Consider the following 14,827-nt stretch of genomic DNA (forward strand, 5'->3'; position numbering starts at 1 on the left):
AGAGACCGGTCACCGCGGGCGTGGATCAGGGACGGACGCTGCTGACCACGTCCGCGGTGGCTGCCAGCCCCTCGGAGATGGTGGGCGCCACGCTGCTGCTCGCCAGGTAGAAGCCCAGCGTCACACAGACCAGCGCATGCGAGATGCGCAGTCCGCCGCTGCGGAGAAACACCACTGTGAGGATCAGAAGCAGCAGGACCACGGAGATGGAAATGGCCATGGGGAGCCTCCTCGGCCACTACGGAGCATCGGAATCCGGCCGTCAGTGTGGCCCAGAATCGCCGCTGGACCGCCGTCACCTGGTGCTCCATACGGGTGCCGATCTGCTGTTCGGTTACTCCCCGGCGGTCACTCCCGTGCGGTGAGCGGGCGAGGCGAGCCCCTTCAGGCGTCGGCGCGGATCAGCTCGGCGGCCATCTCGCCGATCATGACGCAGGTCGCGTTGGTGTTGGCCGAGACGATCGACGGCATGATCGATCCATCGGCGATCCGCAGCCCCTCGACGCCCCGGACGCGCAGCCGGGGGTCCACCACCGATTGCTCGTCCCCGCCCATCCGGCAGGTGCCGACGTGGTGGAAGTAGGTGCCGGTGTTCTCGCGGACGAAGTCGGCCAGCCCGTCCCGGCCGCTCACCCCGGGGCCGGGCAGCAGTTCGCGCGGCTGCCACGCCTCGAACGCGTCGGCGGCGGCCAGCGACCGGGCCAGTTCGACGCCTTGGACCAGGGTGGCGAGGTCCCTTCCGTCGCTGAGATAGCCGGGGTCGATCAGCGGCCGGTCCTCGGGGTCCGCGCCGGAGAGCCGGACCGTGCCCCGGCTGTGGGGCTGCAGCGCGGCGGCCGTCAGGGTGAAGCTGTTCGGCGGGAACGGCAGCAGTCTCGGGTGGAACGGGATGTGAAAGAGGAACACCTCGAGGTCGGGGCGGGGCAGCCGGGGGTCGGTCCGGGTGAACAGGGCCGCCTCGGCGGTGGTCAGCGGGGGCGGCGGCAGCGGTACGCCCGCCTCGTGGACCAGCCCGACCAGGGGGTGGTCCTGCAGATTGGCCCCCACCTCGGGGACGTCCACCAGCACCGGGACGCCCACGTCGCGCAGATGCCCGGCCGGGCCGATTCCGGAGAGCATCAGCAGCTTGGGCGAGTCCACCGAGCCCGCGCACACGATGACCTCACGCGCCGCGCGCACCCGACGTGCCGCACCGCCGGAGCCCGCGTATTCGACGCCGACGCAGCGGGTGCCCTCGAAGAGCAGCCGGTGTGCCCGGGCCTCGGTGCGCACGGTGAGGTTGGGGCGGTCCATCGCCGGATCGAGATAGGCGACCGCCGTGCTCTGGCGGCGCCCCTCGTGGACGGTCCACTCATGACGCCCGGCGCCTTCGCTCTCCGCGCCGTTGAAGTCGTCGTTGTAGGGGTGCCCGAGTTCCTTGGCGGCGTCGAGGAAGGCGGTGCTCAGCGGGTTGGGCGTCTCGGCCCGGCCGAGTCGCAGCGGCCCGCCGGTGCCCCGGAAGCGCGGGTCGCGGCCCTCGGCGTGTTCGAGGGCGCGGAAGGTCTCCAGCACCGAGGCGGCGTCCCAGCCGGTGCAGCCGTCGGCGGCCCAGGCGTCGAAGGTGCCGAGGTGGCCGCGGACGTAGGTCATCACATTGATGCTGCTGGAACCGCCGAGCACCTTGCCGCGCGCGGCGGACTGCGGATGCCCGGCCAGGCCCGGCTGCGGGACGGTGGTGTAGCCCCAGTCGTGCTCACCGCCGATGAGGGTGAACCACGCGGTGGGGTCGTGGATCTGCGCGGCCGCGTCGTCCTTCCCGGCCTCCAGCAGCAGCACCCGTACGTCCGGGGCTTCCGTCAGCCGGGCCGCCACCACGGCGCCCGCCGAGCCCGCCCCCACCACGATGTAGTCGTAGTCGCTCATCATGTGCCCCCGTTCCGGACCCACCCGATGTGCCGCACAGCTGTTCGGCACTCTAGTGGCGTGATCGCGGAGCGGGGGCGGGTTCGCCGGATCCGGCCGGTCAGCCGGTGGGGGCCGGCAGATCCACCAGCGCGGCGAGCGCCTGCCGGTGGCGGCCGGGGGCGCCCAACGCGATCTCGTCGCTCTTGGCCCGCTTGAGATACAGATGCGCCGGGTGCTCCCAGGTCATGCCGATGCCGCCGTGCAGCTGGACGCACTCCTCGGCCGCGTGCACCGCCACCTCGGCGCAGTGCGCCTGGGCCACGGCCACCGCGACCGGTGCGTCCGGGCTGTCGGTGGCCAGTGCGTCGGCGGCGTACCGCGCGGTGGCGCGCGCCGAGACCAGCTCCAGCCACAGCGCGGCCATGCGGTGCTTGAGCGCCTGGAACGAGCCGATGGGGCGCCCGAACTGATGGCGCTCCTTGGTGTGGCGGACGGTCTCGGTCAGACACCATTCGGCCACGCCCAGCTGCTCGGAGGCGAGCAGCCCGGCCCCGGTCAGCAGCGCCCGCCCGATGGCCGCCTCGGCCCGGTCGGGCCCGGCCAGCCTGCGGGCCGGGGCGCCGGTGACGGTCACCGCGGCGAGCGGGCGGGTGAGGTCGAGCGAGGTGAGGGGTTCGACGGTGACACTGGTCTCGGCGGTCTCCACGGCGTACAGCCCGTAGCCGTCCGCGCCGGTGGCGGGGACGAGCAGCACATCGGCACCCGCGGCGCCCGCGACACCGGAGACCTGGCCGCTGAGCGTGGAGTCGCCGTCGGCCCGTACGGTCGCGGCGGGCGCGCCGGACCCGCCGCCGGGCACCACGGCCACGGTGGAAAGCGGCACCGCGAGCGCGCCGACCGTACGGCCCTCGGCGACCGCGCCGAGCAGCCGGGCCACGGCCTCCTGGCCGGTGTCGCAGCCGAGCAGGGCGACGGCGGCGAGGACGGCGCTGGTGAGGTAGGGCACGGAGGCGACGGCGCGGCCGAGCTCCTCCATCACCACCGCCGCCTCCCGCGCGGTGGCGCCCTGGCCGCCGAGCTTGTCCGGCACCAGGAGCCCCGCGGTGCCCATCTCGGCGCCCAGCGCGCGCCACAGCGCCACGTCGTACGCCCGGCCGCTCTCGGCCTCGGACATCACCGTGGCGGGCGGGCAGCGGTCGGTGAGCAGCGACCGTACGGCCGCGCGCAGATCGTCCTCCGCCTCGGAGTAGAGCAGGTCGGCGGTGCTCATCGGGGCAGGTCCTTCCACGGGACGTCCTTGTCGGTCCGCGGCTCGGGCGGCAGGCCCAGGACGCGTTCGGCGATGATGTTGAGCAGCACCTCCGAGGTGCCGCCCTCGATGGAGTTGCCCTTGGCGCGCAGATAGCGATAGCCGGCCTCGCGCCCGGTGAAGTCCACGAGTTCGGGGCGGCGCAGCGTCCAGTCGTCGTAGAGCAGCCCCTCCTCCCCCAGCAGCTCGACCTCCAGCGCGCTGATCCGCTGGTTGAGGCGGGCGAAGGCGAGCTTCATGGCCGAGCCCTCGGGGCCGGGCTGGCCGACCGCGAGCTGCTGGCGCAGCCGCTCGCCCGCGAGCCGGGCGGCCTCGGACTCCGTCCACAGCCGCAGGAGCCGCTGGTGGAGGTCGTGGGTGCGCAGTTCGGGCCGCTCGCGCCAGGTGTCGGAGACGAGGCCGATCATGCCGCCCTCGCGGGGGACGCGGCCGCCGCCGATGGCGACCCGCTCGTTCATCAGGGTGGTCTGGGCGACCCGCCAGCCCTCGCCGATCTCGCCGAGCCGCCGGCTGTCGGGGATCCGCACACCGGTGAGGAAGACCTCGTTGAACTCCGCCTCGCCGGTGATCTGGCGCAGTGGCCGGACCTCGACTCCGGGATCGGTCATATCGCAGATGAAGTAGCTGATGCCGCGGTGTTTGGGCTGGTCGGGGTCGGTGCGGGCGATGAGGATGGCCCAGCGGGCGAGATGGGCGCTGGAGGTCCAGACCTTCTGTCCGTCGACCACCCAGTGGTCGCCGTCGCGCACCGCCCGGGTGGCGAGCGCCGCGAGGTCGGATCCGGCGCCGGGTTCGCTGAACAGCTGGCACCACACCTCCTCGCCGGTCCACAGCGGGCGCAGCAGCCGCTCCCGCTGCTCGTCGGTGCCGAAGCCGAGGATGGTGGGGGCGGCCATGCCGAGGCCGATGCCGATGCGGCGGGGGTCGTTGCCGGGCGCCCCCGCGGCCTCCAGCTCGGCGTCGACGACGGCCTGAAGGGAGCGCGGGGCGTCCAGGCCGCCGAGTCCGGCCGGGTAGTGCACCCAGGCGAGCCCGGCGTCGAAGCGGGCGCGCAGGAAGTCCAGGCGGTCGGTGGTGGCGGGCGGATGGGCGTCCAGGAGTTCCCGGACGCGGCGGCGCAGTTCGCCGGCGTCCACGGCGGGGCGGTGCCGGGTGGTGGTCATCGGTCCCCTCCGGCGGTCTGTCCGGGGACGACGACCACGCGGCCGGTGGTCACGCCGTCGGCGACGCGCTGGACGGCGTCGGCCGCGTCCTTCAGCGGTACGCGCTCGCTGACCAGCGGTTTGACGGTGCCCTGTGCGGCGAGCTTGGTCAGCTCCTCGTGGCAGGCACGGACCGCGGCCGGGTCGTGGGTGTTGTACAGGCCCCAGTGGAGGCCGAGGATGGCGTAGTTCTTGACCAGGGCGTGGTTGAGGGCGGCCTGGGGGACGACACCGCTGGCGAAGCCGACGACCACGATGCGGCCCTCGAAGGCGACGCACTTGACGGACTTGACGAAGGCGTCGCCGCCGACCGGGTCGTAGACGACGTCCGCGCCGCGTCCGCCGGTGGCCTCCTTGACGGCCGCCACGATGTCGTCGGCGCGCCGGTCGAGGACGAGGTCGCAGCCGAGCTCGCGGGCGACCTGGGCCTTGTCCTCGCCGCCGACGACGCCGATCACAGTGGCCCCGGCCGCCTTGCCGAGCTGGACGGCGGCGCTGCCGACCCCGCCCGCGGCGGCGTGCACCAGGAGCGTCTCGCCGGACTGGATGCGGGCCCTGCGGTGCAGGCCGAACCAGCCGGTCTGGTAGCCGATGTGCAGCGCCGCGGCCTCGGCGTCGTCCAGGGCGTCGGGCGCGGGCAGCGTGGCCGTCGCCTCCACGGCCACCAGTTCGGCGAAGCCGCCCGCGGGGAGCGTGGGCGTGGCCAGGACGCGGGAGCCCACCACGCCCTCGGCGCCCTCGCCGACGGCGACGACCTCGCCGCACACCTCGACGCCGGGCGTGAACGGCAGGGGCGGCCGCACCTGGTACTGGCCGCGGCACAGCAGGGCGTCGGGGAAGTTGACGTTGACGGCCCGGACCCGCAGCAGCAGCTGTCCCGGTCCCGCCTGGGGGTCCGGCACCTCGTCGAGGCGCATGACCTCACCGGGCTCGCCATTGTCGTGCACTCGCCATGCCTGCATCCGGTGGCCTCCACAAACGGATCGTCGGAACGCGGTACCGCGCCGGGTCGAACATACTAACCAGTCGGTACGAGGAGCGGAACCGCCACCACCGTCAGCCATCCTCACCTGCCCACCCGGCGGCGGATGAACTCTTGTGCAACTCTGGAGGCACCCTTGAGCCCGGCGCCTCGGCAGTTAAGAGTGGACGGCGACAAATCGGCTCGTTTCCCAGCGAGCCGTTGCCGGAACGGGACGGGAGAGACGACTGTGCCCGATGACAAGGCGATCAGCGAGGCCGAGATGGAGGCCAGGCTGCACGGCATCTGTTTCAAGACCGGGCCGCCGCGCCGCATCGGAGTCGAACTCGAATGGCTCATGTACGACCCGCACGACCCCGCACGACCCATCGAGGCGGACCGGCTCGAAGCCGCGGTCACCGCCCTGCGCGGACTGCCGCTGCGGTCCGCCATCACCTTCGAACCCGGCGGTCAGGTGGAGCTCAGCTCCCTCCCGGCCGACTCCCTCACCGCGTGTGTGGAGTCCGCGACCGCCGATCTGGTCCTCGTACGTTCCGTACTCACCGGCCTCGGCCTCGGGCTCGCCGGTCACGGACATGACCCCTGGCGCCCACCCAGACGCTTCCTCACCACGCCCCGGTACGACTGCATGGAGACCTACTTCGACCGCCGGGGTCCGGCCGGGCGCTCCATGATGTGCAACACCGCCTCCGTGCAGGTCTGCGTGGACGCCGGACACGAGGAGCCCGGACCGCTCGGCATGGCACGGCGCTGGCGGCTCGCCCATCTGCTGGGCGCGGTGCTCACCGCCTCGTTCGCCAACTCGCCGCTGCGCCAGGGCCGCCCCACGGGCTACCGCTCCACCCGGCAGGCGCTGTGGACGGCGATGGAACCCGGACGCACCCACGCCCCGGCCGACGGCCGGGATCCCCGCACGGCCTGGGCCCACTACGTGCTGGACGCGCCCGTGATGGCCATCCGGGACGAGCGGGCGCCCTGGACGGTGCCGTCCGGGGTGACCTTCCGCCAGTGGGCCCGGACGGGGCTGCCCCGGCCACCCACCCACGACGACCTCGACTTCCACATCTCGACGCTCTTTCCCCCCGTCCGCCCGCGCGGCCATCTGGAACTGCGCATGATCGACGCGCAGAGCGGTGCGGACGGCTGGATCGTCCCCCTTGCCGTCACGGTCGCGCTCTTCGACGATCCCGAGGCTGCTGAAACGGTTTACCGGGTGGTGAAACCGCTCGCCGAGACGGCGGGCGCCCGCCCCGCACCGGGCAATCCGCTGTGGCGCGCCGCGGCCCGCCACGGTCTGGCCGACCCCGAGCTGCGCACCGCCGCCGTCAGCTGCTTCACCACGGCGCTGGACGCGCTGCCGCGTATCGGCGCCTCCCCCGCCATCACCGCCGCCGTCGCCGCCTTCACCGACCGCTATGTGGTCCGCGGCCGATGTCCCGCCGACGATCTGCTCGCTCCCCTCACCGGTAAGGAGGGACGGTCATGACCGCCCCCGATTCCGATCTCACCATCGATCCCGAGGCGCTGCGCCGGCGCGCCGAGAAGGCGCTGCGCACCGCGCGCGACCGCACCCACACCCTGACCACCTGCGTGGACGAGCCCGACCTCACCGCCCAGCACTCCCCCTTGATGTCCCCGCTGGTGTGGGATCTGGCGCACATCGGCAACCAGGAGGAGCAGTGGCTGCTGCGCGCGGTCGGCGGACGTGACGCCCTGCGCCCCGAGATCGACTCGATATACGACGCCTTCGAGCATCCGCGCGCCGAGCGGCCCGCCCTGCCGCTGCTGGCACCCGCCGAGGCCCGCGGCTATGTCCACGAGGTGCGCGGCCGGGTGCTGGACATCCTGGAGCGGATCGAGCTGCGCGGCGCCCCGCTGGTCGACGCGGGCTTCGCCTTCGGCATGATCGCGCAGCATGAGCAGCAGCACGACGAGACGATGCTCATCACCCACCAGCTGCGGCGCGGCCCCGCCGCGCTCACCGCCCCGCCGCCGCCCGGCGCGGCGGACGGCGAGGCGCTGCCGGAGGAGGTGCTGATCCCGGGCGGCCCGTTCACCATGGGCACCTCGGCCGAGCCCTGGGCCCTGGACAACGAGCGGCCCGCGCACCACCGGCTGGTCCCGGCCTTCCACATCGACACCACTCCGGTGACCAACGGCGCGTACGAGCGGTTCATCGCGGACGGCGGCTACACCGAGCGGCGCTGGTGGACGGCCGACGGCTGGGCGTACATCCAGGAACACGGCCTCGCCGCCCCGCTGTTCTGGCGCCGTGAGGGCGGGCAGTGGCTGCGCCGGCGGTTCGGGGTGACGGAGCCGGTGCCCCCGGAGGAGCCGGTGGTGCATGTGAGCTGGTACGAGGCGGACGCCTACGCCCGCTGGGCGGGGCGGCGGCTGCCGACCGAGCAGGAGTGGGAGAAGGCCGCCCGCCACGACCCGGAGAGCGGCCGCTCCCGGCGCTATCCGTGGGGCGACGAGGATCCCACGCCCGAGCACGCCAACCTGGGCCAGCGGCATCTGCGGCCCGCGGCGGCCGGCAGCTATCCGCGGGGCGCCTCCCCGCTGGGGGTGCGGCAGCTGATCGGCGATGTGTGGGAGTGGACCTCGAGCGACTTCCTGCCCTACCCGGGGTTCCGCGCCTTCCCCTACCGCGAGTACTCGGAAGTGTTCTTCGGCCCGTCGCACAAGGTGCTGCGCGGCGGTTCCTTCGCGGTGGACGAGGTCGCCTGCCGGGGCACGTTCCGCAACTGGGACCTGCCGGTCCGCCGCCAGATCTTCTCCGGCTTCCGCACCGCGCGGGACGCGTCCTGATGTGCCGGCATCTGGCCTACCTCGGGCCGCGGGCCTCCATCGGCGAGATGGTCGTGGCGCCCGCGAGCAGCCTGTTCCGGCAGTCGTGGGCGCCGCGGCGGCAGGCGCACGGCACGGTCAACGCCGACGGGTTCGGCGTCGGCTGGTACGCGTCGGGCGACCCGGTGCCCGCCCGCTACCGCCGCGCCGGGCCCATCTGGGGTGATCTGTCGTTCGCCGACCTGGCCCGCGTGGTGCGCACGGAGGCGCTGATGGCCGCCGTAAGGGACGCCACCGAGGCGAGCGCGGACGGCGAGGCGGGTGCCTCGCCGTTCGCCTCGGGGACCTGGCTGTTCAGCCACAACGGCGCGCTCCGCGACTGGCCGCACGCGGTCGCGGACCTCGCCGCCGAACTGCCGCCGGCGGATCTGCTCGGCCTGGAGGCGCGGTGCGACTCGGCGTTCGTCTGGGCGCTGGTGCTGCACCGGCTGCGGCTGGGCCACGCGCCGCCGGAGGCGCTGGCCGAGACCGTCGAGCAGCTCGCCGGCGCTTCCCCCGGCTCACGGCTCAACCTGCTGCTCATGGACGGCGAGACCATCGCCGCCACCGCCTGGGGCGACACGCTGTGGTACCTGGCCGATCCGGACCGGGGCGTGGTGGTGGCCTCCGAGCCGTACGACCAGGACCCCGGCTGGACCGAGGTCCCCGACCGCACCCTGCTCACCGCCACCCGCACCGATGTACTGCTCACCGCACTCAAGGAGGCTTCCCGTTGAGCCCCTTCACCGTCACCCGCACCCTGCCCGCCGACGCCACCACGGCCGCGCTGCGCGCCGATGTGGCCGCCGGGCTGACCAGCACCCCCAAACAGCTTCCGCCCAAGTGGTTCTACGACGCCCGGGGAAGCGCGCTCTTCGAAGAGATCACCCGGCTGCCCGAGTACTACCCGACCCGCGCCGAGCGGGAGATCCTCGTCGCCCGCGCGGCGGAGATCGCCGACGCCACCGGGGCCCGCACCCTCGTCGAACTGGGCTCCGGCTCCTCCGAGAAGACCCACCACCTGATCCGGGCGCTGCCGGACCTGCGCGTCTACGTCCCCGTCGACGTGAGCGAGAGCGCGCTGGAACTGGCCGGGGAGGCCCTGCTGGCCGAGCATCCACGGCTGATGGTGCACGCGCTGGTGGCCGACTTCATGAACGGGCTCGCGCTGCCCGACGACACTCCGGGGCCGAGGCTGCTGGCCTTCCTCGGGGGCACCATCGGCAATCTGCTGCCGGCGGAGCGGGCGGCCTTCTTCGCCTCGGTGAGCGAGCTGCTCGCGCCCGGCGACGCGCTGCTGCTCGGCACCGACCTGGTCAAGGACGAGGCCACGCTCGTCGCCGCCTACGACGACGCCCAGGGGGTCACCGCGGCGTTCAACAAGAACGTGCTGACGGTGCTCGACCGCGAGCTGGGCGCCGACCTCGACCCCTCCGACTTCGATCACGTGGCGGTGTGGAACGCCGAGGAGGAGTGGATCGAGATGCGGCTGAGGGCCCGTAAGGAGCTCACCGCGAAGATCCCCGCCATGGATCTCGCGGTGCACTTCACGGCCGGGGAGGAGGTCCGCACCGAGGTGTCCGCCAAGTTCCGGGAGGAGAAGGTGCGGGCCGAACTGGCCGCCGCGGGGATGGAGTCGCGGCGCTGGTGGACCGACGCGAAGGGCCGCTTCGCGGTGTCGCTCGCCGTGCGCCGGTAACTCCTCGACAGTTCGCGGCACGCCGCCGCCCGGGACCATCGGTCGCGGGCGGCGGCTCGCTTCGCGGGGCGAGGCGGTGTGGCGGGGGGCCGCCGCTTCCCCGGGGGAACCGCGGCCGTCCGCCCGGTGGCCGAGGCTTGCCGGTCACCCTGCGTCCCGCCCGAACCACCGACCGAGTTCGTGTGATGCACATCACATAAGCGGAAGAGGGCCGCAGCACAGCGCGCTGTGGCCCTCTTTCCAGGTGAACTCCCTCTTGTTGTGCCCAAATCGGTCCCCTTATCTTTGGCCCGCCCGGCAGCTCGCCGCACCCGGCAGCACGAGAAGGAGCCGTCCATGCCCTTACGGGGACGCCACCGCCGCTACAAGCCCAACCGCATCTCCCGTGCCTCACTGAGCGTCACGGCGGGCGGCGCCGGAATCGCCCTTCCACTCGTCGGCGCCGCGGGCGCGTCCGCGGCCTCGGGCGAAACCTGGGACAAGGTGGCCCAGTGCGAGTCCACCCACAACTGGGACATCAACACCGGCAACGGCTTCTACGGCGGGCTGCAGTTCACGCAGAGCACATGGGAGGCGTACGGCGGCACGGCGTACGCGGCACGGGCCGATCTGGCCACCAAGGACCAGCAGATCGCGATCGCGGAGAAGGTGCTCGACGGCCAGGGCCCCGGCGCATGGCCGGTGTGCTCGGACAAGGCCGGTCTGACGCGGGACGACGCGGCGCCGCAGCAGAGCGCCCAGAAGGTCGTCAGGACGGCCGCCGCCCCGGTCAAGCAGACCCATCGGCCGGAGAAGGCCCAGCAGGCGGCGAGCAAGCCCACGCCCACCAGCCTCCCGGGGGGCGCCGCCACGAAGTCCGGCCGCTATGTGGTCGTCAGCGGCGACTCGCTGTCCCGTATCGCCGGCTCCCACGACGTCAACGGCGGCTGGGAGGCGCTCTACGAGACCAATCGCGAGACGATCGGCGGCGATCCCGATCTGATCTACCCCGGTCAGAAGCTCTCCCTCAAGGGCGGTAAGGCCACCGCCAAGCCCAAGGCGGAACCCGAGCCCCACCACAAGGCGAAGCCGAAGCCCGCGCCGCACCCGAAGGCCGAGAAGCACACCAGCCGGGAGCGGGCCACCAAGCCCGTGGTCTCCTCGGGCTTCACCGCCCCCGTCAGCGGGGTCAGTCCGAGCACCGCCTACCGGGCGGCCGGCTCCAGCTGGTCGAGCGGCCATCACACGGGTGTGGACTTCCCCGTGGGCATCGGCACCTCGGTGAAGGCCGTGGGCTCGGGCCATGTGGTCTCGGCGGGCTGGGGCGGCGCGTACGGCTATCAGGTGGTCATCCGGCATCCGGACGGCAAGTACAGCCAGTACGGCCATCTCTCGCAGCTGTCGGTGCGGGCCGGGCAGAACGTCAACGGCGGCCAGCAGATCGGCCGTTCCGGCTCGACGGGCAATGCCACCGGACCGCATCTCCACTTCGAGATCCGCACCGGCCCCGGCTACGGCTCGGACATCAACCCGCTCGCCTATCTGCGGTCACACGGCGTCAGCCTCTGAGGCGTCAGCGTCTCACCCGTCGCCCTGGTGAGAGCCGGGGCAGACGGGCCAATCGCGGCCCCCTGGTGAGTGTGGTGGCGACCATGTGCCCGGAGACACCGCCCAGCCCGGCCCCCGGGTGAGTGGACGCGCCGATGTGCCAGAGCCCGTCAATATCGGTCGCATGCCGTCCGGAGGCGGGCAGGGGGCGCCAGAGAAAGCTCTGGTCGAGTTCGAGGGAGCCGCCGTACGGGTCGCCATCGACCGCGTTGGGATTCCGGCGGGCGAGGTCCGGGGGCGCGATGACATCGACGGCGAGCACCTTTCCGGGCAGATCGGGTGCGTGCCCGGCGATCCGGTTCAGCACCCGGTCGGCGTAGCCCCGGGCCAGCTCCGGGGTCCAGCCCTGAGCGGTGTCCAGTTCACCGGCCGCGTCGCCGCGCGGCGTGGACGGCACCTCCTGCAACTGCAGCCACAGCGCGGCGGCCCCGGGCGGCACCCGGCCGGGGTCCAGGACGTACTGCTGCCCGACGACCACCGTGGGCCGCCGGGGCAGCAGGCCCGCCTCGGCCTCGGCGCAGGCGATACCGGTACTGCCCGAACCGTCGGTCAGATGCACCAGCGGGATCGTGTTCAGCCGTGCGTCGCGCCAGCCGAGCGGCCCGGACAGCGCGACATGGATCTGCATCGCGGCGCGGCCGTAGCGGAATCGCCGCGCCTCGTCGCGCAGTTCACGGCGCACCGAGCCCTCCGGCAGGAGGGTGCCGTACAGGGCGGTGGGCGTCACCGAGGCGAGGACCGCGCGGCGGGCACGGAAGACCCTGCCCCCCGCCGCCACTCCCACGGCGCGCCCATGCTCGACGAGGATGCGGTCGACCCGGGTGCCGGTCTCCATCCGTACGCCCGTCGTCGTCAGCAGCGATCTGAAGGCGTCGAGGAACCGGCCCGCGCCCCCGGCCACCACCGGCACCCCGGCGCCGTGCAGAGTGGCGGCGAACAGCGTCACCAGGAATCCGCCCGACGCGTGGTCCAGCGACAGCCCCGCGTGCAGCAGCCACGGGGCGAAGAGGTGGTCCACCTCGTCCCCGCGGAACTCCGCGCGCAGGTATCCACGGCCGCTGGTAGCCACCGAGCGCAGCCATCGCTCCGCCCCCTGCCGCCCGCCGCCGCGCAGCAGGGCGACCGCGTGGCGCAGGGCGGCCGGTGAGCGGAGTTCGCCGCCCATCAGGCCGCCGATCGCCCCCATGCCGGCGCCCAGCCGGCCGAGCGCGGACAGATACGCGGCCCGGTCCGCTTCGTGCGCGAAACCCTCGGCGGTGCGCTCCGGATCGCGGTGCGCAAGCGTGACCCTGCCGTCGTCGGCCGCGCTGGCGATGGCCCACTCATCGGCGTTGCGGTACTCCAGCCCATGCCGCCGCAAGGGCTCCCCCAGACGCGCGAACGCCGGGCCGGAGACGAACAGCGGATGCCAGGAGGAGTAGGTGTCGTGGAGGTAGCCCGGCAGGGTGCGCTCCTCGGTGACGATGAACCCGCCGATGTCCGGTTCGCGCTCCACCAGGATGACGGACCATCCGGCCAGGGCCAGCTCCGCGGCGGCCACCAGGCCATTGACGCCGCGGTGGCGGCGTTCGGGAGGGAGGGCATATGACCGGTGGGGTGACCCGGGCCGAGTACTGCGTGGTGGCCTGTGCCGAGGCATGGCGGGGCGACGGGGAGATCCTGGCCGCCCCGATGGGCGCGGTGCCCAGGGTCGGCGCCCGGCTGGCCAAACTCACCTTCGCGCCCGAACTGCTGCTGACGGATGGCGAGGCGATGATCGTGGGCGGCGATCCGGAGGTGGTGGAGGGGTGGCTGCCGTACCGGGCGCATCCGGCCCTGGTCACCGGCGGTCGGCGCCATGTGATGATGGGCGCGAGCCAGATCGACCGCCACGGCAACCAGAACATCAGCTGCGTCGGTGATTGGAAACGGCCCAAACGGCAGCTGCTGGGGGTGCGGGGAGCGCCGGTCAACACCCTGAACAACCCCACGAGTTACTGGGTGCCCCGGCACTCCCGGCGGGTCTTCGTCGAACGTGTCGACATGGTGTGCGGGGTGGGTTACGACCGGGCGGCGGCCGCGGGACCGGCCGCGGCCCGCTTCCATGACCTCCGGTGTGTGGTGACCGATCTGGCGGTCCTCGACTTCGCCACGCCCGGCCGCACCCTGCGGGTGCGCTCCCTGCATCCCGGGGTGACCACCGAGGCGGTTCGGGAGGCCACCGGCTTCCCCCTCGACATCGCCGACGACGTCCCGTGCACGCGCGAGCCGACCCCCGCCGAGCTGCGGCTGATCCGGGAGGTCATCGACCCGGAGGGGGCCCGCGAGCGGGAGGTGCCGTCCTGATGGAAACCCCGCTGACCCGGCTCGTCGGGGTGCGCCATCCGATCGTCCAGACGGGCATGGGGTGGGTGGCCGGGCCCCGGCTGGTGTCCGCCGTGGCGAACGCCGGCGCGCTGGGCATCCTGGCCTCCGCGACCATGTCGCCCGAGCGGCTGCGCTCGGCCGTGCGCGAGGTCGCCGCCCGCACCGACGCGCCCTTCGGCGTCAATCTGCGCGCCGACGCCGGGGACGCCGGGGAGCGGGTGCGGATCATCGTCGAGGAGGGGGTACGGGTCGTCTCGTTCGCGCTGGCTCCCAGGCGTGAGCTGATCGACCGGCTGAAGGACGCGGGCGTGGTGGTCATCCCGTCCGTGGGCGCCCGGCGCCACGCGGAGAAGGTGGCGGGCTGGGGCGCGGACGCGGTGGTGGTGCAGGGTGCCGAGGGCGGTGGCCACACCGGTCAGGTGGCCACCACCGTGCTGCTCCCCCAGGTCGTGGACGCGGTGGACATCCCGGTCGTGGCCGCGGGCGGCTTCCACGACGGACGGGGCTGACGGCCGCGCTCGCCTACGGGGCGGCGGGGATCGCCATGGGCACCCACTTCCTGCTCACCTCCGACAGCACGGTCCCGGACGCGGTGAAGGCGCGCTGTCTGGCGGCGGCGGTCACCGATGTCACCGTCACCACGGCGGTCGACGGACTCCCCCACCGGATGCTCCGCAGCGAGCTGGTCGACTCCCTGGAGCGCTCCGGCCGCGCCGTCGCGCTCCTGCGCGCCGTCCGCCACGCCGCCGCGTTCCGGCGGCTGGCCGGGCTGAGCTGGCCGCGGATGGTGCGCGACGGGCTGGCGATGCGGCAAGGCAAGGCCCTCACCTGGAGCCAGGTCCTGCTGGCCGCCACCACCCCGATGCTGCTGAAGGCGTCGATGGTGGACGGCCGCACCGACACGGGGGTGATGGCCTCAGGTCAGGTGGCCGGGGTGATCGGGGATCTGCCCTCCTGCGCGGAGCTGGTGGACCGGATCATGGCCGAGG

Annotated in this window: 12 protein-coding genes and 1 pseudogene; 7 read left to right on the forward strand and 6 right to left on the reverse strand. The window is 73.3% G+C overall.

Going from position 1 to position 14,827, the window contains the following annotated elements; genetic code table 11:
* Positions 1-25: 25 nt before the first annotated feature.
* The 5 genes from LIV37_RS05020 to LIV37_RS05040 form a co-directional block, all read right to left on the reverse strand.
* Positions 26-220 (reverse strand): hypothetical protein, encoded by a 195-nt coding sequence (locus LIV37_RS05020; protein WP_020866016.1) that lies wholly within the window; start codon positions 218-220, stop codon positions 26-28.
* Between the two features lie 164 nt (positions 221-384).
* Positions 385-1,902, reverse strand: a complete 1,518-nt coding sequence (locus LIV37_RS05025) for a GMC family oxidoreductase (RefSeq protein ID WP_243146400.1) — start codon at positions 1,900-1,902, stop codon at positions 385-387.
* A 100-nt stretch (positions 1,903-2,002) separates the two neighbouring features.
* Positions 2,003-3,154, reverse strand: coding sequence for an acyl-CoA dehydrogenase family protein (locus LIV37_RS05030; protein WP_020866018.1), 1,152 nt, complete (start codon positions 3,152-3,154; stop codon positions 2,003-2,005).
* Positions 3,151-4,356 (reverse strand): acyl-CoA dehydrogenase family protein, encoded by a 1,206-nt coding sequence (locus tag LIV37_RS05035; protein ID WP_020866019.1) that lies wholly within the window; start codon positions 4,354-4,356, stop codon positions 3,151-3,153. The genes LIV37_RS05030 and LIV37_RS05035 overlap by 4 nt, the downstream gene beginning before the upstream one ends.
* The gene (locus tag LIV37_RS05040; protein WP_020866020.1) at positions 4,353-5,357 is read right to left on the reverse strand and encodes an NADPH:quinone oxidoreductase family protein; all 1,005 of its coding nucleotides are present in this window, start codon (positions 5,355-5,357) and stop codon (positions 4,353-4,355) included. Before LIV37_RS05040 ends, LIV37_RS05035 begins: the two co-directional genes overlap by 4 nt.
* A 249-nt stretch (positions 5,358-5,606) precedes the next feature.
* On the opposite strand from LIV37_RS05040, the gene egtA reads away from it, so the two are divergent.
* The 5 genes from egtA to LIV37_RS05065 all read left to right on the forward strand — a co-directional run bounded on the left by egtA (position 5,607) and on the right by LIV37_RS05065 (position 11,453).
* Positions 5,607-6,863, forward strand: coding sequence for an ergothioneine biosynthesis glutamate--cysteine ligase EgtA (gene egtA / locus LIV37_RS05045; RefSeq protein WP_020866021.1), 1,257 nt, complete (start codon positions 5,607-5,609; stop codon positions 6,861-6,863).
* The gene (gene egtB, locus LIV37_RS05050; protein ID WP_020866022.1) at positions 6,860-8,188 is read left to right on the forward strand and encodes an ergothioneine biosynthesis protein EgtB; all 1,329 of its coding nucleotides are present in this window, start codon (positions 6,860-6,862) and stop codon (positions 8,186-8,188) included. Before egtA ends, egtB begins: the two co-directional genes overlap by 4 nt.
* The gene (gene egtC / locus LIV37_RS05055) at positions 8,188-8,943 is read left to right on the forward strand and encodes an ergothioneine biosynthesis protein EgtC (RefSeq protein ID WP_020866023.1); all 756 of its coding nucleotides are present in this window, start codon (positions 8,188-8,190) and stop codon (positions 8,941-8,943) included. Before egtB ends, egtC begins: the two co-directional genes overlap by 1 nt.
* Positions 8,940-9,905, forward strand: coding sequence for an L-histidine N(alpha)-methyltransferase (gene egtD / locus LIV37_RS05060; protein ID WP_020866024.1), 966 nt, complete (start codon positions 8,940-8,942; stop codon positions 9,903-9,905). The genes egtC and egtD overlap by 4 nt, the downstream gene beginning before the upstream one ends.
* 336 nt (positions 9,906-10,241) lie before the next feature.
* Positions 10,242-11,453 carry a transglycosylase family protein gene (locus tag LIV37_RS05065; RefSeq protein WP_020866025.1) on the forward strand — a complete coding sequence of 404 codons (1,212 nt, stop codon included), beginning with the start codon at positions 10,242-10,244 and terminating at the stop codon, positions 11,451-11,453.
* 4 nt (positions 11,454-11,457) lie between these two features.
* Here the strand turns inward: LIV37_RS05065 and LIV37_RS05070 are convergent, their stop codons facing one another.
* Positions 11,458-13,032, reverse strand: coding sequence for a phytoene desaturase family protein (locus tag LIV37_RS05070; protein WP_020866026.1), 1,575 nt, complete (start codon positions 13,030-13,032; stop codon positions 11,458-11,460).
* A 44-nt stretch (positions 13,033-13,076) separates the two neighbouring features.
* Here LIV37_RS05070 and LIV37_RS05075 point away from each other — a divergent pair, with 44 nt between their 5' ends.
* Both LIV37_RS05075 and LIV37_RS05080 read left to right on the forward strand, forming a co-directional pair.
* Positions 13,077-13,817 (forward strand): CoA-transferase subunit beta, encoded by a 741-nt coding sequence (locus tag LIV37_RS05075; RefSeq protein WP_020866027.1) that lies wholly within the window; start codon positions 13,077-13,079, stop codon positions 13,815-13,817.
* A pseudogene (locus tag LIV37_RS05080) lies at positions 13,817-14,763 on the forward strand (NAD(P)H-dependent flavin oxidoreductase); the annotation flags it as partial. The gene LIV37_RS05075 and the pseudogene LIV37_RS05080, both read left to right, overlap by 1 nt.
* Positions 14,764-14,827: the final 64 nt, after the last annotated feature.

This window comes from Streptomyces rapamycinicus NRRL 5491, assembly GCF_024298965.1.
Taxonomy (GTDB): Bacteria; Actinomycetota; Actinomycetes; order Streptomycetales; family Streptomycetaceae; genus Streptomyces; species Streptomyces rapamycinicus.